Annotated in this window: 22 protein-coding genes and 2 pseudogenes; 17 read left to right on the top strand and 7 right to left on the bottom strand. The window is 67.8% G+C overall.

Annotated features, from left to right (window positions below):
* Window positions 1–187 precede the first annotated feature (187 nt).
* The 4 genes from QH168_RS02745 (at window position 188) to QH168_RS02730 (ending at window position 5,314) form a co-directional block, all read left to right on the top strand.
* Entirely contained in the window at window positions 188–1,564 is a 1,377-nt protein-coding gene (locus QH168_RS02745; RefSeq protein WP_280232778.1) for a hemolysin family protein, read from the top strand.
* Window positions 1,557–2,621, top strand: coding sequence for a hemolysin family protein (locus QH168_RS02740; RefSeq protein WP_280232777.1), 1,065 nt, complete (start codon window positions 1,557–1,559; stop codon window positions 2,619–2,621). The genes QH168_RS02745 and QH168_RS02740 overlap by 8 nt, the downstream gene beginning before the upstream one ends.
* Window positions 2,622–3,219: 598 nt before the next feature.
* Entirely contained in the window at window positions 3,220–4,686 is a 1,467-nt protein-coding gene (locus QH168_RS02735) for a hypothetical protein (RefSeq protein WP_280232776.1), read from the top strand.
* A 37-nt stretch (window positions 4,687–4,723) separates the two neighbouring features.
* Window positions 4,724–5,314, top strand: a complete 591-nt coding sequence (locus tag QH168_RS02730; RefSeq protein ID WP_280232775.1) for a TetR/AcrR family transcriptional regulator — start codon at window positions 4,724–4,726, stop codon at window positions 5,312–5,314.
* A gap of 151 nt (window positions 5,315–5,465) precedes the next feature.
* On the opposite strand, the gene QH168_RS02725 is transcribed toward QH168_RS02730, so the two are convergent.
* The 5 genes from QH168_RS02725 to QH168_RS02705 are packed head-to-tail and all read right to left on the bottom strand — an operon-like array spanning window position 5,466 to window position 9,705.
* On the bottom strand, window positions 5,466–6,497 hold the full coding sequence (locus QH168_RS02725; RefSeq protein ID WP_280232774.1) for a phosphotransferase family protein: 1,032 nt from the start codon (window positions 6,495–6,497) through the stop codon (window positions 5,466–5,468).
* Entirely contained in the window at window positions 6,497–6,949 is a 453-nt protein-coding gene (locus QH168_RS02720) for a MaoC family dehydratase (protein WP_280232773.1), read from the bottom strand. The genes QH168_RS02725 and QH168_RS02720 overlap by 1 nt, the downstream gene beginning before the upstream one ends.
* A complete protein-coding gene (fabG, locus tag QH168_RS02715) occupies window positions 6,946–7,704 on the bottom strand; it encodes a 3-oxoacyl-ACP reductase FabG (protein ID WP_280232772.1) in 759 nt (252 codons plus the stop codon). Before fabG ends, QH168_RS02720 begins: the two co-directional genes overlap by 4 nt.
* A 28-nt stretch (window positions 7,705–7,732) precedes the next feature.
* Complete coding sequence (locus QH168_RS02710) at window positions 7,733–8,488, bottom strand: SDR family oxidoreductase (protein ID WP_280232771.1); 756 nt, start codon at window positions 8,486–8,488, stop codon at window positions 7,733–7,735.
* Window positions 8,485–9,705 carry an acetyl-CoA C-acetyltransferase gene (locus QH168_RS02705; RefSeq protein ID WP_280232770.1) on the bottom strand — a complete coding sequence of 407 codons (1,221 nt, stop codon included), beginning with the start codon at window positions 9,703–9,705 and terminating at the stop codon, window positions 8,485–8,487. The genes QH168_RS02710 and QH168_RS02705 overlap by 4 nt, the downstream gene beginning before the upstream one ends.
* Window positions 9,706–9,857: 152 nt before the next feature.
* On the opposite strand from QH168_RS02705, the gene QH168_RS02700 reads away from it, so the two are divergent.
* Window positions 9,858–10,451, top strand: coding sequence for a TetR family transcriptional regulator (locus tag QH168_RS02700; RefSeq protein WP_280232769.1), 594 nt, complete (start codon window positions 9,858–9,860; stop codon window positions 10,449–10,451).
* 90 nt (window positions 10,452–10,541) lie between these two features.
* Here the strand turns inward: QH168_RS02700 and QH168_RS27670 are convergent, their stop codons facing one another.
* Both QH168_RS27670 and QH168_RS27665 read right to left on the bottom strand, forming a co-directional pair.
* A complete protein-coding gene (locus QH168_RS27670; protein ID WP_432421021.1) occupies window positions 10,542–11,144 on the bottom strand; it encodes a TetR/AcrR family transcriptional regulator in 603 nt (200 codons plus the stop codon).
* Between the two features lie 49 nt (window positions 11,145–11,193).
* A pseudogene (locus QH168_RS27665) lies at window positions 11,194–12,059 on the bottom strand (alpha/beta hydrolase).
* A 234-nt stretch (window positions 12,060–12,293) separates the two neighbouring features.
* Here QH168_RS27665 and QH168_RS02690 point away from each other — a divergent pair.
* The 12 genes and pseudogenes from QH168_RS02690 (at window position 12,294) to QH168_RS02635 (ending at window position 26,128) form a co-directional block, all read left to right on the top strand.
* Entirely contained in the window at window positions 12,294–12,926 is a 633-nt protein-coding gene (locus QH168_RS02690) for a hypothetical protein (protein WP_280232767.1), read from the top strand.
* Window positions 12,916–14,289 carry a glutamine synthetase family protein gene (locus QH168_RS02685; protein ID WP_280232766.1) on the top strand — a complete coding sequence of 458 codons (1,374 nt, stop codon included), beginning with the start codon at window positions 12,916–12,918 and terminating at the stop codon, window positions 14,287–14,289. The genes QH168_RS02690 and QH168_RS02685 overlap by 11 nt, the downstream gene beginning before the upstream one ends.
* 46 nt (window positions 14,290–14,335) lie before the next feature.
* Entirely contained in the window at window positions 14,336–15,214 is an 879-nt protein-coding gene (locus tag QH168_RS02680; RefSeq protein ID WP_280232765.1) for a phytanoyl-CoA dioxygenase family protein, read from the top strand.
* Window positions 15,214–16,701 carry an aldehyde dehydrogenase family protein gene (locus QH168_RS02675; protein WP_280232764.1) on the top strand — a complete coding sequence of 496 codons (1,488 nt, stop codon included), beginning with the start codon at window positions 15,214–15,216 and terminating at the stop codon, window positions 16,699–16,701. Before QH168_RS02680 ends, QH168_RS02675 begins: the two co-directional genes overlap by 1 nt.
* Entirely contained in the window at window positions 16,698–17,804 is a 1,107-nt protein-coding gene (locus QH168_RS02670) for a Zn-dependent alcohol dehydrogenase (RefSeq protein WP_280232763.1), read from the top strand. The genes QH168_RS02675 and QH168_RS02670 overlap by 4 nt, the downstream gene beginning before the upstream one ends.
* Complete coding sequence (locus tag QH168_RS02665; RefSeq protein WP_280232762.1) at window positions 17,801–18,556, top strand: gamma-glutamyl-gamma-aminobutyrate hydrolase family protein; 756 nt, start codon at window positions 17,801–17,803, stop codon at window positions 18,554–18,556. The genes QH168_RS02670 and QH168_RS02665 overlap by 4 nt, the downstream gene beginning before the upstream one ends.
* Entirely contained in the window at window positions 18,553–20,040 is a 1,488-nt protein-coding gene (locus tag QH168_RS02660) for a class I adenylate-forming enzyme family protein (RefSeq protein WP_280232761.1), read from the top strand. The genes QH168_RS02665 and QH168_RS02660 overlap by 4 nt, the downstream gene beginning before the upstream one ends.
* Entirely contained in the window at window positions 20,037–21,488 is a 1,452-nt protein-coding gene (locus tag QH168_RS02655) for a flavin-containing monooxygenase (RefSeq protein WP_280232760.1), read from the top strand. The genes QH168_RS02660 and QH168_RS02655 overlap by 4 nt, the downstream gene beginning before the upstream one ends.
* 18 nt (window positions 21,489–21,506) lie before the next feature.
* Window positions 21,507–22,670, top strand: a complete 1,164-nt coding sequence (locus tag QH168_RS02650; RefSeq protein WP_280232759.1) for a saccharopine dehydrogenase family protein — start codon at window positions 21,507–21,509, stop codon at window positions 22,668–22,670.
* A 55-nt stretch (window positions 22,671–22,725) separates the two neighbouring features.
* Window positions 22,726–23,610, top strand: coding sequence for an NAD(P)-binding domain-containing protein (locus QH168_RS02645; protein ID WP_280232758.1), 885 nt, complete (start codon window positions 22,726–22,728; stop codon window positions 23,608–23,610).
* Window positions 23,611–23,748: 138 nt separating this feature from the next.
* A pseudogene (locus QH168_RS02640) lies at window positions 23,749–24,279 on the top strand (acyl-CoA dehydrogenase family protein); the annotation flags it as partial.
* A gap of 46 nt (window positions 24,280–24,325) precedes the next feature.
* On the top strand, window positions 24,326–26,128 hold the full coding sequence (locus tag QH168_RS02635) for an FAD-dependent oxidoreductase (RefSeq protein WP_280232757.1): 1,803 nt from the start codon (window positions 24,326–24,328) through the stop codon (window positions 26,126–26,128).
* The last annotated feature ends 94 nt before the right edge of the window (window positions 26,129–26,222 follow it).

Genomic DNA, 26,222 nt, shown 5'->3' with positions numbered 1-26,222 from the left:
GCCGACGCCGTCGGCACCGACCGCCATGCGAAAGGAACCAGTTGTCACCCGCGTCCGAGGACGCCGCACAGGAGGGCTCCTCTATCGAGCCGGGTGACCGACCCGGCGTCCTCCTTCCCGCAGCCGTCCAGCTCATCGCCGCACGTACGACCGCGTCCACTGATCACCGGGCCGGGTGGTGCTGACCGTGTCCGTCGTGCTCACCGTGCTCAGCCTGATCGGGTTCATCGCACTCACCGCGGGGACCGCGCTGTTCGTGGCCGCGGAATTCTCCCTCACCGCACTCGAACGCAGCACCGTCGAAGCGCACGCCCGCGACGGCGATGTGCGCGCCCGGATGGTCCGCCGAGCCCATCACACCCTGTCGTTCCAGCTGTCCGGTGCACAGCTCGGCATCACCATCACCACCCTGATCACCGGCTATATCGCCGAGCCGGTGCTGGCGCGGCTGCTGACCCCGGTGTTCTCGGCGGTCGGCGTCGGTGACAGCGCCGCGCGCGGTATCTCGCTGGCGCTGGCGCTGATCCTGGCCACCTCGCTGTCGATGATCTACGGCGAACTGGTGCCCAAGAACATCGCCATCGCCGCCCCGCTGGCCACCGCGCGGATCACCGCCGGGCCGATGGTCGCCTTCTCGGTCGTGTTCAAATGGCTGATCCACTTCCTCAACGGCAGCGCCAACTGGGTAGTGCGCCGCCTCGGGGTGGAACCGGCGGAGGAACTGCGTTCGGCGCGCTCCCCGCAGGAACTGGGCTCACTGGTACGGACCTCCGCCAAGCGCGGCGCGCTCGATCAACGCACCGCGCAGGTGATGGATCGTTCCCTGGAATTCGGTGAACGCAGTGCCGAGGAATTGATGACACCGCGGGTGAAGATCGAATCGCTCGACAAATCCGACACCATCCCCGACCTGATCGCCGCCGCGGGCCGCACCGGATTCTCCCGGTTCCCCGTAATCGACGGCGATCTCGACAACACCCTCGGCGTGGTCCATGTCAAACAGGCGTTCACCGTCCCGGCCGAATCCCGGCGTGGACTCTCCCTGCATCTACTGGCCCGACCGGTGCCTATCGTGCCCGCCAGCCTCGACGGTGACGAGGTGCTCGAACGCATCCGCGCCGACGGTATGCAGGTGGCGCTGGTCGTCGACGAATACGGCGGGACCGCGGGCCTGGTCACCATGGAGGACATCATCGAGGAGATCCTCGGCGATGTACGCGATGAGCACGATGAAGAAGAACGCGATGTACGGCGGGTCTCCGACGGCTGGGACTGTTCGGGTCTGCTGCGCATCGATGAGGTCTCCAGGGCCACCGGTTACGAAGCGCCGGAAGGCGAATACGAAACCCTCGGCGGTCTGGTGCTCATCCGGCTCGGCCGGATCCCCGAGGCCGGTGACACCGTCGTCCTGCCCGATTCGCATGCGCATCAGCGTCGCCCCGGCGACGGTCAGGGAGGATGGCTGGCCCGGGTGGATCGCATGGACGGCAGGCGGGTCGACCGTGTGCGGTTGATTCCGGTCACCGCCGACGTGCTCGACGGACAGGAGGCCGACCATGGGTGATCTGTTCGCCGTCGCGCTGACCGTCGTCTTGCTGGCCGGGAACGCATTCTTCGTCGGCGCCGAATTCGCGCTGATCTCGGCCCGCCGCGACCGACTGGAAGCTCTTGCCGCACAGGGCAAACGCAATGCCAACACCGTCATCCGCGCGGGTGAGAACCTGTCGATGATGCTGGCGGCGGCCCAGCTCGGCATCACCATCTGCTCCATCCTGCTCGGCCGGGTCGGCGAGCCTGCGGTGGCGCATCTGCTGGAAGGTCCGTTCGCGCTGGTCGGGCTGCCCGATCAGTTGCTGCATCCGGTGGCGTTCACGGTCGCGCTCGCCATCGTGGTGGTCCTGCACATCCTGTTCGGCGAGATGATCCCGAAGAACATCGCGCTGGCCGGGCCGGAGCGGTCGGCGCTGCTGCTGGTGCCGATCCACCTGATGTGGCTGCGGCTGGCCCGCCCGCTCATCGCCGTCTACAACCTGGCGGCGAACATGTCGCTGCGGATGCTGCGGATCGAGCCGAAGGATGAACTCGACGCCACCGTCTCCAGTGTCGAACTCGCCGAGATGATCGGCGAATCACGCTCGGAGGGTCTGCTCGACGAGGAGGAACACCGCAGGCTCACCCAGGCCCTCGGCACCTCCGAGCGGGTGGTCGGTGATGTGATGGTGGCACTGGACACCACCCGTACGGTGCCGCTGCGCGGCAACGGCACCACCCTCGGCGATATCGAGTCCGCCGTCGCGGCGACCGGCTTCTCCCGATATCCGGTCCGCGCCGACGACGGCTCCCTCGTCGGCTACCTGCACGTCAAAGACGTCCTCGACCTGGTCGCCGACGACACCGCGGGCCCAGCCACCCCCATCCCCCGCACCGATATCCGACCCTTGCCGACGGTACTGGCCGGGACACCCCTCTACGAGGCCCTCGCCCGCTTACGCCGCACCAACAGCCACCTCGGCCGCGTGGTCGACAACCGCGGCAACACGATCGGCATCGTCGCCCTCGAAGACCTGATGGAGGAATTCGTCGGCACCGTCCGCGACGGTACCCACCGGGTGATCGATTAGCTCCCCACCCGCACCGGCCACCATCCGTTGTCTGCGAGGTTGCCGGTCGGGTTCGCGACACGTTATCAGCAGCTCACGGAGCGGCGGATTCGCACCGACCCTCGCCGTCGGATAGTCGATCGCTCGTGTCTCGCAAGCGAATTCGCCCATTCGCGCGCTCCACGAGGCCGTGGGGTCCATCGCCCCCAGCGGCCTCGTCCATGCGTGGGCGTTTATCGACGTCAGAGGCGGAATCCAGCTCGTGCGGACGCTCTCGATCCACACATCGCAAACGTGGGGCGCCCCATTCGGGACGAATCGACCAGCGGCCGTCCGCCGCGGACGAACAGCTGGGTGAGCATCCGGTTGCGCGAATCCGGGTCCCCCGCAGCCGAAATCCGTTCAGACATTCCCGGTGAGCGTCAGCTACCGGGGTGCGGAAGTCGACCACAACCGGCCTTCGTCGCTGTCGGCAGGCTGACCGAGCCAGGCAGCCGCGGCGCCCCGGGCCGGACGATCCGGGGCGCCGCTACCGGTCGGGAGACCCACATTAAGCTACGTTTGCGTAGCTACGAGTGCGTAGCTATCCTGGTGGGGTCATCTGCTGAGAGAGGCCACCATGACCGACGCACTGCCCGTCACCGTCGACTGGACGACACCGACGATCACCTCCCGCACCACCTTGACCACCCACCTCTGGACCGCGCCGCCGCTACAGCGCAGCTCACCCGCCCACGATCGGGCCTTTGCCGCACTCCGCGACCTCCGGGCCCGATACGCGCGGTTCCTGCCCTGGTGGTCCTCGCCGAAACTGTCCGTCCCGGAACTCGATCCACCCACCGCCGAGCGCGCCTCGTGGGACTTCGGCCGGCTCGACGAATTCGTAGAGGATTTCGTGGCGGCCGCCGAGGGCAGGCCGGTGGTGGCGAACTTCGCCACCATCCCCACCTGGATGTTCGAGACTCCGGAACCGTATGTCCTGCAAGATGATCCGGCAGCCATCCACTGGGACTACGAACAGGGCACCGAATTCCGCGATCCCGATCTCACCGAGGTGGCCGAACACTTCGAACGGATCGGGCGGTGGTACATCGACGGCGGATTCACCGACCAGTTCGGGGTCCGGCACGAATCCGGTCACGATTACCGGTTCGCCTTCTGGGAGGTGCTGTGTGAACCCGATGTGGGACACAAGCTCTCACCCCAGGTCTACACCCGGCTCTACGATGCCGTGGTCGCGCGGTTGCGGCCGCTCGATCCGGAGATGAAGTTCATCGGCCTGTCGCTGAGCCTGGTCGATTTCGACCCCGAGTATTTCTGGTACTTCCTCGACCCGGCCAATCACACCGACGGTATCCCCCTCGATGCCTTCTCATACCACTTCTACTCGATGCCCGATATCCTCGACCCGTTCTCGCCGCAGGGGAACATCCCCTTCGAGAAATGGCACAGCGTGCTCTTCTCCCAGGCCGACGGATTCTTGCGCCAAGTGCAGCTGATCGAATCGATCAAACAGCGGCTCTCACCCGACACCGAAACCCATATCAACGAGATCGGCACATTCACACCCGACATCCTGAACCCGGAGCCGGATGCGCCCGCCGAATACTGGGCGTTGAGCGGGGCGGTGGTCAGCTACCTCTGGTCGCGGCTGACCGCACTCGGCATCGAACTCGTCGGGGTGGCCGAGTTTCTCGGATACCCAGGGATGATCCCCGGGGTATCTCTGGTGGACTGGCAGACAGGCGAACCCAACGCCCGTTATCGAGCGCTGGAGCTGTTGCTGGCGCACTTCGGCCCCGGCGATGTCCTGCACCCGGCCGGAGCCGCGCCCACCCTGGCGGCGCCGGACGTCCGGATTCACAGCCAGGCCTTCGCCTGCACGGACGGAAAGCGGCGGATCCTGCTGGTCAACAAGTACCCCGAGCCCGTGCGCGTCCACTTCACCGACCCCGCGACGAGCATCCACACCGTCGACACCTCGACCGGGGCCGATCCGGCCGTTACCCGGCCGGTCGACAACGGTGAGGTCGAACTCGGCCCGTTCGCCACCGCGGTCGCCCTCGTGGAGCCGGCCGCCGACTAGGCTGCACAGGTCAGTCCCGCGCGAACCGGAGGGTCGTATGCCCGGAACACGTGGCCGCCGCAGCGATGCCGAAGTTGTGGCGGCCGTGCACACCGCCGTGGTCGAGGAGGTCATCACGGTCGGGATGGGCAAACTCACCATGGACGGGATCGCGCAGCGCGCCGGTATCGCAAAAACCTCGCTGTACCGGCGCTGGGACAGCCCGCAGGCGATTCTGCTCGACGCCTTGGGAGCGGAGTTCCCGCAGGAGAGCCCGACCGCGGCGCCCACCGGCGATCTCCGCGGCGATCTGATCGCGGCGTTGCGGCTCATGGTGACCTGGTTGGCCACCCCCACCGCGCGCGCCACCGGCGCGATCCTCGCCGAGCGTGAACGCTATCCAGAGCTGGCCCAGGCCATCTACACGCGGGTTTTCGAACCCAAGGGCGGCCGGTTCACCAGCACCGTGCTGCGGCACTACGCGACAATCGGCCGCATCGACCCGGCCCGCCTCACCCCCGTGGTCCTCGATATCGGCGAGGCACTCGTCCTGAAGTTCTCCTTCGACTCCGGCGCACTCCCCGACGAGCAAACCCTCACCGACATCGTCGACCAGGCGATCCTGCCCGCGGTAGGCGGACTCGGCTGACCGGCTGTTCAGCGTGAGCGGTTCCAGCGGCGATCGCATGCGCCAAGCACAGCCGACGATGGCTCACCGCCGGATCCGAAATTGGTTCGCCTGGTATGCGATTCAATCGAAGTAACCTCGCGTCCGGTGCGAACATCGAACGCGAAGTCCATCAGCGGTGCTCCTTCAGCGCGGTGAGGCCGGATTCGAGGAGGGGTTCCACCGCATCACCGACGTGCGCGAAGCCCTCGCCCACCGTCTGGCCGTGCAGATAGCGGTAGTGCACGCCTTCCAGAATCGCGGCGAGCTTGAATGCGGCGAGCCCGAGGTAGAAGCCGAAGCGGGACATATCTCGGTCGCTGCGTTCGGTGTAGCGGGCGATGATCTCGGCCTCGGTCAGGAATCCCGGTGCCGTCGATGCGTCGGCGACGCGCACCTCGGTGATCGGTTCGGCGGCCAGCCGACCGTAGACGATCATCAGCGCCAGATCGGTGAGCGGGTCACCGAGTGTGGCCATCTCCCAATCGATGACGGCCGCGGGGCGGTCCTGGTGGTCGAAGAGCACGTTGTCGAGCCGGTAGTCACCGTGCACGATGCCCGCGGTGGACTCGGTGGGCACGGCGGCGGCCAGCCGGGTATGCAGCTCGACGGCAGCGGGCAGGTCGCGGGTGTAGGAGGCGTCGAGCTGCTGCTTCCACCGATTCACCTGACGGATGAGAAACCCCTCCGGCCGGCCGAAGTCCGACAGGCCCACCGCCGCCGGGTCGACCGCGTGCAGCGCGGCGAGGGTGTCGATGAGACGGGCCGAAATGGCCCTGGTGCGTTCGGGTCCCAGCTCGGCCAGCTCGGCGGCGGTGCGGTACGGCGTGCCTTCGACATGCTCCATCACGTAGAACGGCGCACCGAGCACGGTGTCGTCCTGGCACAGCGCATACATCGCGGGAACCGGAACATCGGTCGGCCGCAGCGCGGCCATCACCCGGTATTCGCGTGCCATATCGTGCGCGGTGGCCAGCACATGCCCCAGCGGTGGACGCCGCACGATCCAGCGGGTGGTGCCGTCGCTGACCTGGTAGGTCAGGTTCGACTTGCCGCCGGCGATCACCGTGCCGCTGAGCGCCTCGCCCGTCATGGGTAGCCGATCACGCAGCCAGGTCGAAAATCGGCCGAGATCCATACCCGGCAGCTCGGTCGTGGTGTCCATCAGGCCACCACGAGGGCCAACGACTCGACCACGCAGACCGGCTTGTCGCCGCCTTCGCGCTCGATGGTGACCTCGGCGGTGACCAGATGCCCGGCCGGGCCCGGTGCGACCGAGATCAGCTCGACCCCGGCGCGCACCTTCGAGTCCACAGGCACCGGGGCCGGGAACCGCAACTTGTTGGCACCGTAGTTGACCGCCATCCGCACGCCTTCGACCCGATAGATCTGCGCGACCAGCCGCGGCACCAGCGACAAGGTCAGGTACCCGTGGGCGATGGTGGTGCCGAACGGACCGCCCGCGGCCCTCTCGGTGTCGATGTGAATCCACTGGTGGTCACCGGTCGCGTCGGCGAAGGCGTTGATCTGCGACTGGGTGATGGTGTGCCACTCGGAGTAACCGAGGTGCGAACCCACCGCGGCTTCGAGTTCGGCCACACCCTCCAACGTCCTCATACCGTCGGCCCTCCCGCGACGTAGAGCACCTGGCCGGAAACGAAACCGGCGCCTTCGCTGACGAAGAACGACACCGCGTGCGCGATATCGTCGGGCACACCGGTGCGCGCGACCGGGATCTGCTCGGCGGCACCGGCTTTGAAATCCTCGAACGGGATACCGACACGTGCCGCGGTGGCGGCCGTCATCTCGGTTTCGATAAAGCCGGGCGCGACGGCATTGGCGGTGACCCCGAATTTGCCGAGTTCGAACGCCAGGGTCTTGGTGAAGCCTTGCAGACCCGCCTTCGCCGCCGCGTAGTTGGCCTGGCCGCGATTACCGAGGGCCGATGTGCTCGACAGGTTGACGATGCGCCCGAATCCGGCCTCGACCATGTACTTCTGGATCGCGCGGGTCATCAGGAACGAGCCACGCAGGTGCACGTTCATCACGGCGTCCCAGTCGTCGGTCGTCATCCGGAACAACATGTTGTCACGGATGATGCCCGCATTGTTGACCAGCACAGTAGGTGCGCCGAGTTCGGCGGTGACCCGCTCGACGGCCGCGGCCACGGCGGCTTCGTCGGATACGTCGGCGCCGACGGCGATCGCGCGGCCACCCGCAGCCTCGATCTGTTCGACGACCGGCTTGCCGGCGACCTCGTCGAGGTCGATCACGGCCACGGCCAGGCCGTCGGCGGCGAGCCGGCGGGCCACGCCCGCGCCGATGCCACGGGCCGCGCCGGTGACGATCGCGGTTCTGGTCGGGGTGCTCATAGGTTTCTCCTGGAGTCGAATGTTGTTGTCAGACGCCGCCGGTCAGCATGACGCCGCCGTCGAGGACCAGTAGCTGGCCGGTGATCCAGGCAGCGTCGTCGGAGAGCAGGAACGCCACCGCGCCCGCGATGTCCTCGGGCACGCCGAGTCGCCCGAGCGGGTAGGTCGCGGCGAGTTCGGATTCCCGGCCCTCATAGAGGGCGGTGGCGAACTTGGTCTTCACCACGGCCGGGGCGACCGCGTTGATCCGCAGCTGCGGGCCGAGTTCCACCGCGAGTTCCTGGGTGAGGTAGGTGAGCATCGCTTTGCTCGCGCCGTAGAAGCCGATTCCGGGCGCGGGGCGGATCCCGGCCACCGATGACACGTTGACCACCGCGCCACCGTGCTCGGCCATCCACGCCTTGTGCACGTGCTGGGTCCACGACAGCGCGGCCAGACAGTTGACCTCGATGATCTTGCGTGCGGCGTGCAGATCCATGTCGATCATCGGGCCGTACACCGGATTGATTCCGGTGTTGTTGACCAATAGGTCGGCGCCACCGAATGTTTCGATCGCACGGCCGACGGTCTCTTCCTGATGCGCGGTATCGTCGGCGTGCCCGGCGACACCGAGAGCATGCTCGGGTCCGCCGAGCTGCTCGACCGCCGCATCGAGGGCATCTTGTTTGCGGGCGGTGATGACGACCTTCGCGCCGTCGTGCACCAGCCGTTGCGCGATGCCGAGGCCGATGCCACGGCTCGCGCCGGTGACGATCGCGGTCTTTCCCGCGAAACGGCCGGTCACGACAGACGCTCCAGCACCATGGCCATACCCTGACCGCCACCGACACACATCGTCTCCAACCCGAACTGTTCGTCGTGGTAGCGCAGCGAGTTGATCAATGTGCTCGTGATCCGGGCGCCGGTCATGCCGAACGGGTGGCCCACCGCGATCGCGCCGCCGTTGACATTGAGCTTGTCTTCGGGAGTCCCCAGTTCCCGGGCCGAGCCGATCACCTGCACAGCGAAGGCCTCGTTGATCTCGACCAGGTCGATATCGTCGATGGTGAGACCGGCGCGCCGCAGCGCCTGCTTCGACGCCTCGACCGGACCGAGGCCCATGATCTCCGGGGACAAGCCGGACACACCGGTGCTGACGATACGCGCGAGCGGAGTCAGGCCCAATTCCTTTGCCCTGGTATCGGACATGATCACCAGGGCCGCCGCGCCGTCGTTGAGGGCACAGCAGTTACCCGCCGTCACCGTGCCGTCGGGCCGGAATGCCGGCTTCAGCTGGCTCACCGCCTCCAGCGTCACACCAGGGCGCGGGCCGTCATCGGCGCTGACGACGGTGCCGTCGGGCAAGGTCACCGGGGTGATGTCGGTGGCCCAGAAGCCGTTGGCGATGGCCTTTTCGGCGAGATTCTGTGAGCGGACACCGAATGCGTCCTGCTCGGCGCGGGTGATCCCGGTGAGCTGGGCGACGTTCTCCGCGGTCTGGCCCATGGCGATGTACACATCGGGCAGCGCACCGTTGCTCCGCGGGTCGGCCCAGGAGGCTGCGCCGCCGGTGGCACGCTCGACTGTGCGGGCGACCGCGTCCGCGAAGATCGGGTTCTGGGTGTCGGGCATGCCGTCGGCACTGCCCTTGACGAACCTGCTCACCGTCTCGACGCCGGCCGAGATGAACACATCACCCTCGCCCGCCTTGATGGCGTGCAGCGCCATGCGCGTGGTCTGGAGACTCGACGAACAGTACCGGTTGACTGTGGTGCCGGGGACCGTGTCGAGCCCGGCCTGTACCGCGACCACCCGCGCCAGATTGAACCCCGACTCGCCGGCGGGCTGCCCGCAGCCGAGAACGAGATCTTCGACTCGGGCCGGGTCGAGGTCCGGCACCTGAGCCAATGCGGCACGCACCATCTGAACGGTCAGGTCATCGGGACGCATGTCCTTCAGTGACCCCTTACCCGCACGGCCGATCGGGGAACGGGCAGCGGCGACGATCACAGCTTCCGGCATCGAACCTCCTCAGTAACTAAGCGCTTGCTTAGAATGCATGGTGCAGGAGGCTGCCGAGCGCCGTCAATAGCCGCGAGCGTGCGGCTTCCTGTTAGCCACATCACAGCACCGGCGAACAGCGGGCCCCTCGGAGGCGAGATAATGGCGATCCCATGACCGAGACGACCGAACCCCGTGGCGACGCGACGCGCGCACGGCTCCTGGAAGCCGCCGCCGCCGCATTCGCCGACAAGGGCTTCAACGCGACGACGACTCGCGATATCGCCGCCGCCGCGGGCATGAGCCCGGCCGCGGTCTATGTGCATCACAGGTCCAAAGAGGAACTGCTCTACCTGATCTCACGATCGGGCCACGACGCGACACTCGAACTGGTACACAAGGCGGCCGCATCGTCCAGCGACCCGATCACCGCACTACGCAATGTGATCCACGATTTCGCGGTGTACCACGCCCGCGGACACACCAACGCCCGGATCGTCAACTACGAGCTGAAGTCGCTCAGCCCCGAGCACCTCACCGAGATCCTCGACATCCGCCACCGCATCGATCAAGCCATGCGGGAGCTGGTCGAGCGCGGCGTCCAAGCGGGCGTCTTCCACACCCCCGACCCGCGGATCGCCGCCGTCGCCCTACTGTCGCTCGGCATCGATATCGCCCGCTGGTATCGCGAGGCCGGTGACTGGTCGCCGGACGACATCGGTACCGCCTACGCCGACATGGCATTACGCATTGTCGGCGTCAGATGAGCAGGCGGGCCGGCGGATCAGCTCGGGACGCTCCCGCGCCGCCTCCAGCAGATCCTCGCTCGCGTCCTTCGAGTCATCGGCCACGACGCCTCACCGCGTCGCGGCCACTCCCACGAATGCCGCGTCCACGAGCTCGATGGCGGTCGCGAGATCGGCCCGCAGCTTCTCTTCCGAGCGCGCGACGACGAAGCGCAGCAGGATGCCATCGAGCACCGAGCCGACGATCCGCGCGAAGCGCTCACGCGTGACCGAGAGATCCTCGGACCAGCCCGCTCGCTGCAACCCCTGCTCGACGAGCTCGTCGAGCCTTCGCATGACCCCTATCGCCGCACCGCTGCGCGTCTCGTCCACAACGGCCCAATTCAGCAGTTGGTACTGCGCGGCGATCAGGTCGGGGTCGGCGATCGCCAGCTCCACGTAGCGGGTCAACATCTCGCGCGCGGTTCCATTCGGCCCGGCACCCACCGCGACGGCGGCGTCGACGATCTCGCTGGCCACGTCCCAGCAGTAGGCGAAGGTCGCGTCGAGGAGATCTTCTTTGCTGCCGAAGGTGTAGTGGAGAGTGCCGATGTTCGCATTCGCCTCAGCGCCGATCCGACGAGTCGTGGCCTTGGCAACTCCCTCGCGACCGATCACCCGCGCCGCCGCCTCGATGATCTGGCGGCGGCGTTCGGCCGCGGGGACGTGCGCCATTGTCCACTCCTTCGCTCGGCTGGCCCAAGGGCCCGAGTTAGTCAAACGTCTAGGTACACCGACCAGCGTAGCCAAGTTCTGCTGGGAAGCGAGCACGTAGGAACAGTGCCGCATCCGCAACGGCCCGTCGCGCCTTGCACAGCGTCCGCACTTCGGTGAAGAACCCATGAGCCACGCCGTCGTAGCGCCGCATCTCCACCTCGACACCGGCAGACGCGGCGAGCGCGGCGAAACGCTCGTAGTCCGATCGCAGTGGATCCACTTCGGCGGACACGACAAGCATCGGCGGCAGGGCATAGAGGCTCGTCGACAGCTCAGGCACCGCCCGCGGGTCCCGCCGCGCTTCCGTGTCGGCATAGGCCGCCAGAACCACTCGGCATCGGCCTTGCACAGCACGGGGGCATACTCGAACGCTTCCCAGGACGGCCCCTCGAAGGAGGCAGACGTCGCAGGATAGGCCACCACCAGACATGTCGGCAGTGGGCGCCCCGCGGCCGCCAGTGACGTGCACACCGATAGCACGAGATTCCCGCCGGCGCTGTCGCCCGCCAGTGCCAGTCGAGTCGAGTCGATCCCGAACTCGTCGCCTCGACGCTCGAGCCGGTCATAGACGGCGAGGCAGTCGTCGGCAGCGGCGGGAAACACCCATTCCGGTGCGCGCCGGTAATCGACGGATACCACCACACAGCCCGCGGCCACCGCCAAACTCCGGCACAGTTCGTCGACGCCGTCCAGGGTTCCGATCACGAAACCTCCACCGTGGACGTACATCAGCGCGGGCAGTCCGGGGTCGAGCGACGGACGGTAACACCGGATGGTGAGCTCGCCATGCGGTGTGCCGATGCCGAGATCGAGCACCTCGGCGACCTGCGTCTGCGCCGGCAGGCGGGAATCACTGTCGAATATCGCCCGCATCCCCGCCACGCCATACCGGTGATACGGCGGGGCGGGCGCCTCCCGTAGCAGAGCCTCCGCGGCCGCTCGTGCGTCGTCGTCCAGCACATCGAGCATCGCTTGCATCGACTGCGCCATGGCGCCTCCTTCGAAAAATTCCCGCCATCCCCTTGACGTGATGACGGCAACAGTGTGACTCTAATCATCAGACTTAATCAAATGGTTAGGTCAAATGATTAGATCCGAGGTGTCGAGATGCCACATACAACAGACCCGGAGGCCGTCACCGGGACGGTGACAGTCGCCGGGCGACGCACACCGATGGTGCTGTCGGTAATGCGCTGTCTTCGCGAGGGGCTCGAGCGGGGTGACCGGGTCTCGGCAGGAAGCACCCCCCGGACCGTGTCGTTGCATTCGGCCACCGACGCCCAGCGGGCGCACGTGACGTTCACCGGGTCCGACGTCGTCGTGACGGCCGATGCGACGGATGACGCCGAGGTCACCTGGCAGGTCCGCTGGTCCGACCCTGTGCCCGCCGAAACCGGCGATGACGTATTCGCCAAGGAGGTCGAGCAACTCCTGTCCGGTCGGGTCACCGAGTGGCGCGCCGCCGCCGAGGAATTCTGGCGCCGCGCGGGCGCTTTCCCCGGCCTGCCGACCGGTTTGCACATCTACTGCGCCGACGACGACAGCGTGGTCGTCCTCGGCGAGCCCGGCCCGGACGGTCAGGGCTTGTTCGGCACCGCCGCCGCGCTGACCAGCTTCTTCCAGGGGCGGTCGACGCTGCTCGAAGTCCTCGAGAGCGGCGAGTTCGGCGTCAACGTCTCGTTCACCGCGTTCTCCTCGCTGCTGGGCGCGAACCTCCAGGTGGTGTGTGGTGAGCGCTGAACGCATCTCGATCGACCAGATCGACAACCTCGCCGGCATCCGCGTCGAAGCGACGAACCACGACGGCGTACTGGTGGGCAAGGTCGTCTCCCCCGCCAAGTACCGGGCCGCGGGCAGCAAAGGCATCGCGTTCCCGGATCTCATCCTCGGCCTCGACCTGACCAACCACGCCCAGTTCGGCTTCGCCTATCCGAAGTGGCGCAGGCAGGGCTTCATGCCCGACCTCTACATGCGCCCCGACGAGAACACGCTCGTGGAGTGGAAACCGGGTGTCGCCTCGGTGATCTGCGACTTCTGGACGGCCGACGGGTCGCCCGTGGAAGCCGACCCCCGGCAGGCGCTCAAGCGGATCGTCGCGGCGTACGCCGAGCGCGGCCTCACCGTCAAGGCGTCGGTCGAGATCGAGGCGACGGTGTTCAAGGAGTCGATCGACCAGGCCCGCGCCCAGGATTACCAAGGCCTGAGCCCGCTCGGTGGCAACGCCGGAGCCGCCGGCGTGCTGGCGAAATCGCCGGACTTCATCGCCTACGGCGAGGCCGTGACCGCCCGGCTCGACGAACTCGGCATCGCCTGGGAGGCATGGTCCGACGAGGCCGCGAGCGGTCAGATCGAATTCAACCTCGCCCCCGCCGATGCGGTGACCGCCGCCGACCTGTGGGCGCGCACGCGGCAGGTCATGCGCGAGGTCGCCTACGCCCAGGACCGCAGCGTCACGTTCATGTCGAAGTGGTCCGCCGAGTACGGACAGGCTTCGCACCTGAACGTCTCGGTCAGCGACGACCACGGCAATCTCTTCTTCGACGCCGCCGCCCCGGAACAGCCCAGCGAACACATGCGGCACTTCCTCGGCGGCGTGATGGGTTCGCTGGCGGGGGCCACGAGCTTCGCCCTGCCCACGATCACCGCGTACCGGCGACTGCTGGACCTCGAGGGTCCGCCGACGACGCTGACCTGGGGCGTGGCCAACAAGTCCTGCGCCGTGCGGGCCGTGCTGGCCGGGCCGGACGCCAGCCGGCTCGAGTACCGGATCCCCTCCGCCGACTCCAACGCCTACCTCGCCCTCGCCGCCTTCCTCGCCGCCGGCCTGGCCGGACTCGACACGAAGCCGACTCCGCCCGCCGCGTACGAGCTCATGGCCTGGGGAGCGCCGGGCGAGATCGCGCCCCGCATTCCGTCGAACCTCTACGACGCCATCGCGGCGCTCGAGCAGGACACCGTCCTGCGCGAATACCTCGGCGACGAACTCGTCGACTACTGGATCGGCCTGCGTCGCTGGGAGTGGCTCACCTTCCACACCGAGACCGAACGCGACGACGAGCAGCTGTCGGTCTGGGAATCGAAACGCTACTTCGAGCTCGCCTGAGCACCCACCCACGGCAACCCCTCAACCCACACGAAGGAAGAACACCATGTCCACACAGCTCAGCGATGCCACGACTGCCGCCGAGGCCATCGAGATCCTGGAACGGGACGGCGTCGTCCGCCTTCCCGACCTGCTCACCGCGGAGCAGCTCGAGACGGTCAGGAATGACCTGTTGCCCCTGATGCAGGCGACGCCGGACGGCAAGGACGAGTACTTCGCCGGAACCAGGACCCGCCGCCTCGGCAGGATCTTGAAGCACACCCGAGGACTCGATACGGCCGCGCTCAGCCCCGTGTTCCAAGGGACGGCGCAGCATTTCCTGTGTCCGCCCAAGGGCATGTGGTACGGCCAGGACCGTGTCGACGAGACCCCGACGTTGCAGATCGGCGCCACCCAGTGCATCCAGATCCACCCGGGTCAGGGCCGCCAGCCCCTGCATCGCGACGACAGCATCTTCTACACCGTGCACCCCGGTAAGACCGACGCGATCGGCATGATGATCGGCCTGTCGGACTTCACCGAGGAGAACGGCGCCACCCGCGTCATCCCCGGCAGCCACCTGTGGGACGACGAGCGGATGCCCGAGGACGGCGAGACGATCCCCGCCGAGATGAGCGCCGGGTCCGCCGTCATGTGGCTCGGCGGGACCTACCACGGCGGCGGGCAGAACGTCTCCAAGGACTCGATCCGCACCGGCGCCATCCTCGGGATCGCCCGCGGCTACCTCCGTCAGGAGGAGAACCACTATCTGTCGCTGTCCCTGGACGAGGTCAAGCAGATCCCGCGGCCGATCCAGGAGCTCTTGGGTTACACGGCCTCCAACCCGTACATGGGCTGGGTCGAGCACAACGGCGAGATGGCGGACCCGAAGGTCGTGCTCGGCGACATCGAAGGCGCCGGGCTGCTCACCGGAGTCGAGGCCTGATGTCTGCCACACCCGCCCAGTTGCGCGACCTGGCTGCCGCCGTCCCCACCTCCTTCGGGATGTGGGACGGCGGGGGCTGGGCCGAGGCGGCCGACTTCGAGACCCTTCCGCTGCGGGATCCGTGGGCCGACGCGGTGTTCACCCACGTGCCCGGGGCCTCGGCGACCGACGTCGACCGCATGGTCAAGAAGGCGACGGCGACGTTCGAAGGTGGCTCCTGGTCCAGGATGTCGCCGGCGGCCCGCGGCGCGATCCTCATCGCCTGGGCAGACCTGATCGACCGGCACGCCGACGAACTCGCCGTGCTCGTCTCACGCGAGATGGGCAAGCCCTTCCGCGACGCCCGCGAGATCGAAGTCGCCTCCACGTCGAAGCTGCTGCGCTGGTACGGCCAGCTCGCGGACAAGCTCATGGACGCCTCGCCCCGCGGCCTGACCGACGCCTTGGCACTGGTCACCCGCGAACCGGTCGGCGTCGTCGCGGCCATCACGCCCTGGAACTTCCCGCTCAGCCTGGCGATGCTCAAGATCGCGCCCGCCCTGATGGCGGGCAACAGCCTCATCCTCAAGCCGGCCTTGCAGACCTCGGTCTCCTCGCTCCGGCTCGCGGAACTGAGCAGTCTCGCCGGACTTCCCGACGGTGTGTTCCACGTCGTCACCGGGCGCGGCGCCACCGTCGGCACGGCATTGAGCAGGCATCCCCGCATCGCCTGCATCGCCTTCACCGGATCGACCGAAGTCGGTCTGCGCCTGCTCGGCGACTCCGCGGTGTCCAACGGCAAGACGGTCTCGCTCGAGCTCGGCGGCAAGTCGCCGAACATCATCTTCGCCGACGCGCCCGATCTCGAGGCCGCGATCAAGACCGCTGTCTGGGCGTTCACCTTCAACACCGGACAGATGTGCACGGCGGGAAGCCGCCTGTATGTGGAGCAGTCGGTCTACGACGAGGTGGTCGAAGGTGTCCGGATCGGCGCGGAGCGGCTGCGCATCGGTGACCCCCTCGACCCGGCGACCGATCTCGGGCCGCTGAGCAGCCGCAGCCAGTGCGGCACGGTGCTCGAGTACATCACCTCCGGCCTGCACGACGGCGCCACCCTGCACACCGGCAGCGACCAGGCTGTCGACGCCGATCGATCGACGGTCGCGCCCGCCGTCTTCACCGGGACCAATGCCTCCATGCAGGTCGCCCGCGAGGAGATCTTCGGACCCGTCGTGTGCGTTCAGCCGTTCCGGGACGAGCCGGAGGCGCTGCGCCTGGCCAACGACACCGAATTCGGACTCGCCGCGTCGGTGTGGACCCGCGATGTCTCGCGCATCCACCGCATGGCGCGCGGCCTCGAGGTCGGCAACGTCTGGGTCAACTCCTACGAGGAGGGCGTGCCCGCCACCCCGTTCGGCGGACGGAAGCTGTCGGGCAACGGCGCCGACAAGGGCACCTACGCCCTGGACAAGTACACGCACCTCAAGCACACCTGGATCGCACTATGACCGAAGAAGTCGTTGCCGCCGTCCTCAATACGGCTCCGGGCAAACTCGAGCTGGAAACCCTCCGGCTCGACGACCCGGGCCCCGACGAGGTGCTGGTCGACGTCCACTACGCCGGCCTGTGCCGTTCCGACCTGCACGAGATCGAAGGCGTCTGGCCCGCCAGTTGCCCGACGGTGCTCGGCCACGAGGCTTCCGGGGTGGTCCGCCGCGTCGGCGACCGGGTGACCGGCGTGCGCGTGGGAGATCACGTCGTCACGTGTCTGAGCTCGTATTGCGGCACCTGCCGGTTCTGCCTCGCCGGGCGGATGACCCTGTGCGCCGGGCGTGGTCGCCTGCGTGAACGCACCCGTCCGGTCCTCACCAACGGGGTGGGGCAGGCCGTGCACCCGACGGCTGGGCTGGGCGCGTTCGCGACCGCGATGGTCGTGCACCGGCATTCGCTGGTGGTGATCCCCGAGTCGATGCCCCTGGCCGCGGCGTCGGTGCTCGGGTGCGCGGTCGTCACCGGTATCAGCGCGGTGTTCCGCAGCGCGCGGGTCGAGCCGGGGTCGACAGTGGCGGTCCTCGGATGCGGGGGCGTCGGTATCGCCGCGATCCAGGGAGCGAAGCTGGCCGGGGCGGCCGAGATCATCGCGGTCGACACCAACAAGGCACGCCTGGACGATGCGATCGGCTTCGGTGCCACCGCCACCGTGGACGCTGCCACTACCGACAGCGTCGAGGCGGTTCGCGAGCTCACCGGCGGTGGCGTCGACTATTCGTTCGAGGCCATCGGCTTCGCGGGCACCGTCGAGCAAGCCTTCGCCATGCTCGGTCCCGGTGGCACCGCGACCGTGCTCGGCCTGGTTCCCGACAGTCAGCCGGTCTCGATCCGCGCCTCGGAACTCTTCGTATCGGAGAAGCGCCTCCAGGGCGCCTTCCTGGGCTCGAACCAATTCCCCACCGACATCCCGCGCTACGTCGGTTTCTACCAGCAGGGACGGCTGAATCTGGACGACATGCTCTCGGCCTTCGTGCGGCTCGACGAGATCAACGAGGGCTTCGAACGCATGCGGCAGGGCGGTCCGACCCGCGTCGTCGCCGATATCAGGAGGCAGGCATGAAACCGCTGATCGCCATCACCGGACGGCGGATCTCCGCTACCACGCTGCACGGGCTCGACGCGCGGTGGGCCACCGCCCGAGTCGATATGTTCTGGGCCGAGTTCGGCATGAAGGTCACCGAGGCAGGCGGCATCCCGGTCCAGCTGCCCTATGAGAGCGCGGGCGCCGAGGTCGTGGACCGGATCGACGCGCTCATCGTGACCGGCGGTCAGGACATCGATCCCGAGGTCTGGGGAGGGCCGCCACCCACCGCGGGTGGAGGTGGCGAAGTCCTCACCATCGACCGGCAGCGCGACGACTACGAGATCTCGCTCGTGCGCCACGCCCTGGAACGCGACATCCCGGTGCTCGGGATCTGCCGCGGCCATCAGGTGCTCAACGTCGCGCTGGGCGGCACGCTGGTTCCCGATCTGGTCGAGACCACCGTGCGCCACCTCTCCCAGGCGAGCACCCCGGACCGGCGACCGGAACGGGAGCACCCGGTCACCTTCGCCGACGGCACCCTCGCCGCCCACCTCTACGGTCACCGGTGCCCCGTCAACTCATGGCATCACCAGGCCGTGGCTCAACTCGGCACGGGGCTCATCGCTTCCGGGCACGCCCCCGACGGTGTGATCGAGTCGATCGAACTGCCCGGACACCCCGTGCTCGGCCTGCAATGGCATCCCGAGATGAGCGTGGAACTCGAGCCCTGCTTTCCCTGGCTCGTGGCACAGGCTCGGGCCCGGTGCCTGGTCGGGGAGCGCTCATGAGCACGCTCCCCCACACGGTGTGGGGCCAGGCCGGCACCGCCGAGGCCCTGGTCGACGGAGACCTGCGGCTGACCTACGCCGAGCTGCGCGAGCGCGCCGAACGTGCCGCAGGCCTCCTGGTCCAGCTGGGCGTGCGTCCCGGCGACCGGGTCGTCCTCGTCGGCCACAACACCGTCGGCTGGGTCGTCACCTACCTGGCCGGGCTGCGGCTGGGTGCGATCGTCTCGCCCGCCAACAACCGCCTCAACCCCGCGCAGTTCCGCGAGCAGTGCGACCTCCTCGACGCCCGCGTCGTCGCCCACGACGGCGCGCACGAGGCTCTCGCCCGAGCCTCGGAACGGCAGACCTACCGGCTCGAGGACCTCGCCGCCTGCCGGCAACCACCGCTGGCAGCCGACCACCCGTGGCCCGGCCCCGACGACGACGCCGTCATCAGCTTCACCTCGGGGACCACCGGCACACCCAAAGGCGCGGTCCTCTCCCACGGCGCGATCCTCGCCGCGGCGCGGACCATCGCCGACTGCGCGGGGCTGAACTCCGAGGACAGCACCCTGGTCCTGGTCCCGCTGTTCCACAACACCGGGTTCAACGACCAGCTCGGCGCCCTGCTCGCCGTGGGCGGCAGCACCCACCTGCTCGGCCGCTACCGCACCGCCGACGCGCTGGCCGAGCTGCGCCGCAGGCCGGTCACCTACCTGACCGCCGTGCCCAGCATCCTGCGGCTGCTCATGGTGGCCGACGACGCGGCGGCCGCGTACGGACCGGCGCGTGTGGTGCTCTTCGGCGGCAGTCCGATGCCGGCCGCGTGGTCCGAGGAACTGCTGACCCGGTGGCCCCAGCTCGTGCTCCTGCACGGTTACGGCCTGACCGAGTTCACCTCCGGGTGCACCGTCCTGCCGCCGGACCGGATCATCACCGAAGGCGAGTCCGTCGGGCTGCCCTTTCCGGGCGTCACCATCCAGGTGACGCGAGAGGACGGTACGCCCGCGCCCGCGCCCGAGGGCGAGGCGGGCGAAGTCTGGGTCACGGGACCGACCCGGATGAGCCGGTACTGGGCGCAGCCCGAACTGACGGCCGCCAAGATCAGCGGCCCCTGGCTGCGCACCGGCGATCTCGGCCACCTCGACGGTGACGGACTGCTCTGGCTGTCGGGCCGGGTCGATGACGTGATCAACCGGGGCGGCGAGAAAGTGCTGCCCGCCCACGTCGAGTCGAAAGTCTCCGCCCTGCCCGCGGTCGCCGAGGCCACTGTCTTCGCGGTTCCCGATCCGGTCTTGCAGGAACGCGTCGCCGTCGCCGTCATCCTCAGACCGACCAGTGCCCTCGACATCGACGCCGCACGGGCCCACCTCCTCACTCAGCTGCCCGACTATGCCGTGCCCGAGCACTGGACGGTGCTCGACGAGCTGCCGCGCACCGCCTCCGGCAAACCCGACCGGCGGGCGATCACCCGCACCTTCCTGGAAAGAGTCGACTCACCGTGAACAGCACCAACGATTACGACGTGATCGTCGTCGGGGCCGGCATCTCCGGTATCGCGGCGGCGGTCCAATTGCAGCGCGACTGCCCCGACAAGACCTTCACGATCCTGGAGATGCGTGACGGCGTGGGTGGCACCTGGGATCTGTTCCGGTACCCGGGCATCCGCTCCGACAGCGACATGTTCACCCTCGGCTACGCCTTCAAACCCTGGACGGCGCCGGAGGCCATCGCTTCCGGCGAGGCGATCAGGAACTACCTCGAGGACACCGCCCGCGAGTTCGGTCTCCTCGAGCGCATCCGGTTCGGCACCCGCCTGGTCGCGGCCTCGTGGGACAGCGGCGACAACCGGTGGACCCTGACCGTCGAGACCACGGCGGGGCGGCAGACCCTGCGGTGCCGGTTCGTCTATCTCGGCACCGGCTACTACAGCTATCGCGGTGGCTTCAACCCGACGCTGCCCGGCGAGGACACCTTCGACGGACTCGTGATCCACGCCCAGGACTGGCCCGAGGACCTCGACTACCGCGACAAGAACATCGCGGTCATCGGCTCGGGAGCGACCTCGGTGACGCTCATTCCCAGCCTGGCCCGCGAAGCGGCGAAGGTGACGATGGTCCAGCGCTCCCCCGGTTACGTCTACATCGAGAACGGAGTCGACCCGGAGGCTGTCGAGCTGCGGCGCGAGGTCGGACCCGAGGAGGCGTTCTCCCGCATCCGGCTGCGCAATCTGCACAACCAGCAAGAGGTCTACGCCCAAGCCCGACGCCATCCCGAGACCTTCAAGAAGCTGCTGTTCGAGGCCATCGACGAGGTCGTCGGCGAGGACATCCGGCGCAGGCACTTCACGCCCGACTACGAACCGTGGGACCAGCGAGTCTGCGTCGTGCCCGACGCCGATCTCTTCCACGCCATCCGTGACGGTCGCGCCGACGTGGCCACCGGCCATATCGACCGCATCACCGAGTCCGGCGTGCTGATGCGCGACGGACAGCACATCGACGCCGACGTGATCGTGAAGGCCACCGGCCTCCAGGTGGTCATGGGCGGTGAGGCCGCATTCGACGTCGACGGAGTCCCGATCGACATCGGCCGATGCTGGACCTATAAGGGCCTGGCCCTGTCGGGCGTGCCGAACCTGTTCTACGCCTTCGGGTTCATCAACGCGTCGTGGACCCTGCGCATCGAGGCCGTGAACGAGTACTGGTGCCGCGTCCTGCGGCATATGGACGAACTCGGCGCCTCCCGCGTGACGCCACGCCTCGCGACAGCGGACGAAGAACTGCCCTCGCTGCCCTACGTGACCGATGTGACCTCGGGCTACCTGCAACGCGCCGTCGGGAAGTTCCCCAGTCAGGGCAACCGCGCGCCGTGGATCAACCCCCAGAACTACGCCGACACCCAACGACTGCTCGAGTCGGTGGACGACGGCGTCCTGCACTACGAGAACTGACGATCAGGAGAACCCGAAATGCGAGTAACAGTTGTAGGCGGCGCAGGCGCGATGGGACGCAAGGCAGTGGAAACACTGACCTCGTTCGACGAAATCACCGAGGTCAAAGTCCTGGACCGCGATGTGTCGGCCCTGTCCTTGATCGACCTGGGCGAGAACGAACTGCGCAAGCTCACGCCGGTGGTCGTCGATGCGCTGGCCGATGATCTCGTGCCGCACCTCGAAGGCTCGGCCGTGGTGGTCAGCACCCTCGGCCCGTTCACGATCTTCGGCGAGCGAGTGCTCGGCGCAGCCGTCGACGCCCGAATCGACTACGTGGACATCAACGACGACTGGGAACCGACTCTCGCCGCCCTCGAATGGGACGAGCGGGCCCGCGCCGCGGGTATCACCGCCCTCATCGGGATGGGCGCCAGCCCCGGAGTGTCGAACGTCCTGGCCGCGCGTGCCGCCGCCGAACTCGACACGGTGCACGAGCTCTACACCGGCTGGCTGGTGGCAGGCACCGAGAGCGAACCCGGCGGTGCCCGCCCTGCCGCCGCGCTGCTGCACCTCGTGCACGAATGCACGGGCAAGGTCCAGGTCCTCAAAGACAGTGTGCCATCGCTGGTCACCCCGTTGGAGCCGATGCGGCTGCACTACCCCGGCCTGGGTGAGATCGACGTCCGCACGATCGGGCACCCCGAGACCATCACCCTGCCACGCCGCTTCCCCGAACTCCGGCAGTGCTACAACGTCATGTCCGGACCGACCTGGTGGTTCGACGGGATCGCCCCGATCATGGCCGCCGTCGACGCGGGCACCGTGTCCGCGCACGACGCCGCACTCCGGATCGAGGACGGCATCGAACGCCCGGCGAACACTGTCCGAACTCGCCGTACCCCGAATCTCTGGGCGCTCGCCCACGGCGAACTCGACGGTCGACCCACCCGCGCGGCCGTCAGCATGCAGCGCTGGTCCGGCGGGCGCATGGCCGGCGCTACCGCGATCCCGGCAGCCATGGCCGCGCGAATGTTGCTGCGCGGTCACATCGCTCGGCCCGGTGTCAATGCCCCAGAGGATCTGGTGCCCTTCGAGCTCCTCATGGAATCGCTGGCACCGCTCTACGACCTCCCCGATCCCGCACGCCCTCTCTTCGAGGTCACCACGGAGCCCGTCGACAACACCGCCGACCACCGCTAGGCCGCACCCGCAGGCCACCGTGTGGCCTCATCAACAACAGGGAGGAATACACCCGATGCGCGCATCCCAGGAGAAGCGGTACGACGTCTTGGTGGTGGGGTGTGGCCTCATGGGGTCGGCCCTGGCACGAACGCTGGTCCGCCAGGGCAACGTGGTGGCGGCGTGGAACAGGACGCCCGAGAGGGCCCGGGCTCTTGTCGGCGACGGCATCGTGGCTGTCGATGACATCGAGAACGCGGTGCGCTCGTCACGCATCGTCCTCGCGTGCACCGCTACCTATGAGACAACACGTGCCGCGCTCGAAGCCGTTGCCACGTGGGAGGGATCGACGCTCGTCAACGTGGGCAGTGGCGCTCCCGACGAGGTCGAGGTGATCGAGCGGTGGGCCGGTGCCCGTGGTGCCGCGTACCTCGACGGCGCGATCCTCTGCTATCCCCAGCATGTCGGCACACCCGATGGGCTCTTCTTCTCGGGTCCTACGCAGGTGTGGCAGGAGCACGAACAAGTGCTCTCCGCGCTCGGCACCTGCACCCATGTCTCGGCCACGACACGCGGTGCGAGCGTCCTGGATGTCACCTTTGCCGGCGGGTTCTACATCACAGCGCTCGCCGCATATGCCGAAGCGGCCTCCTACGCCCTGAGCCAGGGTCTGACGGCGGCTGAGCTCACCGATGTGACCCGATCCGTTCTCGCCATGATGGCCGGCACGACCGAGGACATCGCCCGTTCCATCGAGACCGGACGGCACGATACCGACCAGGCCACCATCGCGGTGTTCGCCGCCGGCGCCGGAATGTGCCTGGAAGCAATGCGGGCCACCGGCCATCGCGCCCGGATCCTCGAGGCGACCACCCAACTGCTGGCCGCCGCGCAAGCAGCCGGACTGGGCCACCTCGGGTTCTCGGCCCACGCCTGCCTCGCCAACCGCTCCCAGGACTGAACGCGAACCCGCGTCGTCTCACATCTCACCCGAAAGGCCCCCATGACCACCCTGGACAATCCCATCCGTCAGGCCGACCGCCTCTACCACGACCTCCTCTCCCCCGCGGAGACTCGGGAGATCCGAGACCGAGTTCGCAAGATCGCCTCGGACGCGCTGCTCGGTGGTGAGCCCGGACACGGTCTCCGTCAGGCCCTCGCCACCCTCACGCTCGGTCGCATCGGCAGCGCGGCCGCCGGTGTCGGTATGGCGCAGGCCGCCTTCGATCACGCTGTCGCGCATCTGTCGAGCCGGGAGGCATTCGGACGGAAGCTGGCCACAAATCAGCATTGGCAGTTCCTGATGGCCGAGCGGGCGACCGAGATCGAGAACGCACGCACCTTGTATCTCAAGGCAGCCCTGCGCCGCGACGCCGGCGAGATCTTCCCTGAGCCGGAAGCCTCGATGTCCAAGTTCTACGGCAGTCGGCTCGCCGTCGACATGGCCCGCGACGCGGTCCAGGTGTTCGGCGGTCTCGGCTTCGCCCGCGAGCTGGCCGCCGACGCCACACCCGGACCGGTCGAGGCGATCTACCGCGACAGCAAGATCGGCGAGATCTACGAGGGCACCAACGAGATTCTGAAGTGGGTCATCGCACGCAATATTTTCGGCAAGGCCATCGTCGGATGAGCCTGGCGACTACTGAACGCACTCGACGCATGCGAAGGAACGTCCCATGACCGAGAACCAGCCCGTAGCCGCCGACCATCACATCCTCATCGAGGCCGAGGAGTTCGACGATTTCGGCGGCTGGACACTGGACTCCCAGTTCGAGATGGAGATGGGGTCGCCGTACCTTCTCGCCCACGGACTGGGTATCCCCGTTGCTGACGCAACCACCGTGGTCGATATCGAGGCGGCCGGCAGATACCGCGTGTGGGTGCGTGCCAAGGACTGGGTGCCCGACTACCACCCCGGCCGGTTCGCCGTCTCTGTCAACGGCGAGCGGCTGCCGGTCGAATTCGGCGCGAACGGACGGAATTGGCACTGGGAGGACGCCGGGCGGGTCGACCTGGCGTCCGGCCGAACCAGTATCGCTCTCACCGACCTGACCGGGTTCGACGGCCGATGCGATGCCATCTACCTGACCACCAGCGATACGGAACCACCCAACGGCATCGATCCCGGCGCTCGTGCCTGGCGGCGCCGGTTGCGTGGTCTGCCGCGGGAACCAGTCGACGGCGGAACATTCGACCTGGTGGTCGCGGGCGGGGGTGTCACCGGCTGTGCGGCCGCACTCGCGGCAGGCCGGCTCGGCCTGTCCGTGGCCCTCATCCAGAACCGCCCGGTTCTGGGTGGCAATGCGAGCAATGAGATCGGACTGACGCCCCGCGGCGAGACCGGTCCCCTCGTCAAAGCGCTCTCAGCACGGTCCGACGACGGCGATCTCGCCGCGCTCGATCTTCTCCGAGCAGAACCCACCGTTTCGGTATTCCTCGAGCACCAGATCTACGACCTGGCCCGTAATGGCGACCGGATCGCCTCGATCGACGCCAGGCAAGCCCGCACCGGGCGGGAGACCCGATTCCACGGCGCGGTCTTCATCGACTGCACCGGTACCGCGATCCTCGGCCTGCTCGCCGGCGCCGACACCATGTTCGGCTACGAGAGCCGAGCCGAGTTCGACGAACCACTCGCTCCCGAGAACCGGGTCGAATCACATCACGGCAACACCTTGTTCTTCCGAACCCGGGAAGCAGCCCAGCCGACCGACTTCCCCGACGTCCCCTGGGCGGTCGACGTGGCCAAGGACTACGCCAACCTCGGCGGACAGCTCGAACGCCCCGGTGTCGACAACACACCGGGGCCCGTGGCAGGACCCGCCCGCACCCCCGACCCGAGCATCCGCCGACGCATGCTCTCCCCGCTGACCCACTTCTGGGAGTACGGCCACGACCTCGATCCCTACACCGACGCCGAACACATCCGTGACCACCTCTTGCGAGCGATCTACGGAACGTTCTCGAACGTCAAGACTCTCGAACCCGAGACCTACGCGAACCTGACACTCGACTGGGTCGCACACGTCCCTGGCCAAGGAGAGTTCCGCAGGTACAAGGGCCCGTATGTACTGACCGAGAACGACATTCGTGAGCACAAGAGGTTCGGCGACACCGTGGCCTGGAACTCCGGCGCCTTCTGTCTCCACTACCCCGGCCACGAGATGTACGACTTCCGGCTCCGGGACTGGAAGTGGGACACCCGCGACAACACACCGTTCGAAGTGCCGTTCCGGTGCCTGTACTCAGCCGACCTCGACAACCTGATGATGGCCGGAAAGCACATCAGCGTGACCCATATCGCCGGATCGGTCACCAAGTTCATGGGCAATGGCGCCCAGCACGCCATCGCCACCGCGGCGGCGGCGAAGGTTTGTCTCGAGCACGACGCCACACCGGCGCAAGTCCTCGAGAATCACCTCGAGGCGCTTCAGACGACCATCACCGATCTCGGCGGATCGGTCGGGCATCCCGTCTGATGTCTGCGGCGAGTTACGGCGCATGGCCCCGATCTGCATGATTCCGCACTAGCTCCGGCGATACTCTTGGGATAGCCGTAGAGAGGTAGGCCAT

Origin of the sequence: Nocardia cyriacigeorgica (assembly GCF_029868385.1) — a bacterium.
GTDB lineage: Bacteria > Actinomycetota > Actinomycetes > Mycobacteriales > Mycobacteriaceae > Nocardia > Nocardia cyriacigeorgica_F.
The sequence above is the reverse complement of the archived record's forward strand: the minus strand, read 5'-3'. Positions and strand labels throughout refer to the sequence as shown.

Coding starts and splice junctions, on each gene's coding strand:
- QH168_RS02670 (WP_280232763.1), top strand. CDS start 16,698: ATGACCGAAGAAGTCGTTGCCGCCGTCCTCAATACGGCTCCGGGCAAA.
- QH168_RS02730 (WP_280232775.1), top strand. CDS start 4,724: ATGCCCGGAACACGTGGCCGCCGCAGCGATGCCGAAGTTGTGGCGGCC.
- QH168_RS02690 (WP_280232767.1), top strand. CDS start 12,294: ATGCCACATACAACAGACCCGGAGGCCGTCACCGGGACGGTGACAGTC.
- fabG (WP_280232772.1), bottom strand. CDS start 7,704: ATGAGCACCCCGACCAGAACCGCGATCGTCACCGGCGCGGCCCGTGGC.
- QH168_RS02650 (WP_280232759.1), top strand. CDS start 21,507: ATGCGAGTAACAGTTGTAGGCGGCGCAGGCGCGATGGGACGCAAGGCA.
- QH168_RS02645 (WP_280232758.1), top strand. CDS start 22,726: ATGCGCGCATCCCAGGAGAAGCGGTACGACGTCTTGGTGGTGGGGTGT.
- QH168_RS02635 (WP_280232757.1), top strand. CDS start 24,326: ATGACCGAGAACCAGCCCGTAGCCGCCGACCATCACATCCTCATCGAG.
- QH168_RS02700 (WP_280232769.1), top strand. CDS start 9,858: ATGACCGAGACGACCGAACCCCGTGGCGACGCGACGCGCGCACGGCTC.
- QH168_RS02735 (WP_280232776.1), top strand. CDS start 3,220: ATGACCGACGCACTGCCCGTCACCGTCGACTGGACGACACCGACGATC.
- QH168_RS02720 (WP_280232773.1), bottom strand. CDS start 6,949: ATGAGGACGTTGGAGGGTGTGGCCGAACTCGAAGCCGCGGTGGGTTCG.
- QH168_RS02660 (WP_280232761.1), top strand. CDS start 18,553: ATGAGCACGCTCCCCCACACGGTGTGGGGCCAGGCCGGCACCGCCGAG.
- QH168_RS02705 (WP_280232770.1), bottom strand. CDS start 9,705: ATGCCGGAAGCTGTGATCGTCGCCGCTGCCCGTTCCCCGATCGGCCGT.
- QH168_RS02675 (WP_280232764.1), top strand. CDS start 15,214: ATGTCTGCCACACCCGCCCAGTTGCGCGACCTGGCTGCCGCCGTCCCC.
- QH168_RS02740 (WP_280232777.1), top strand. CDS start 1,557: ATGGGTGATCTGTTCGCCGTCGCGCTGACCGTCGTCTTGCTGGCCGGG.
- QH168_RS27670 (WP_432421021.1), bottom strand. CDS start 11,144: ATGGCGCACGTCCCCGCGGCCGAACGCCGCCGCCAGATCATCGAGGCG.
- QH168_RS02680 (WP_280232765.1), top strand. CDS start 14,336: ATGTCCACACAGCTCAGCGATGCCACGACTGCCGCCGAGGCCATCGAG.
- QH168_RS02665 (WP_280232762.1), top strand. CDS start 17,801: ATGAAACCGCTGATCGCCATCACCGGACGGCGGATCTCCGCTACCACG.
- QH168_RS02725 (WP_280232774.1), bottom strand. CDS start 6,497: ATGGACACCACGACCGAGCTGCCGGGTATGGATCTCGGCCGATTTTCG.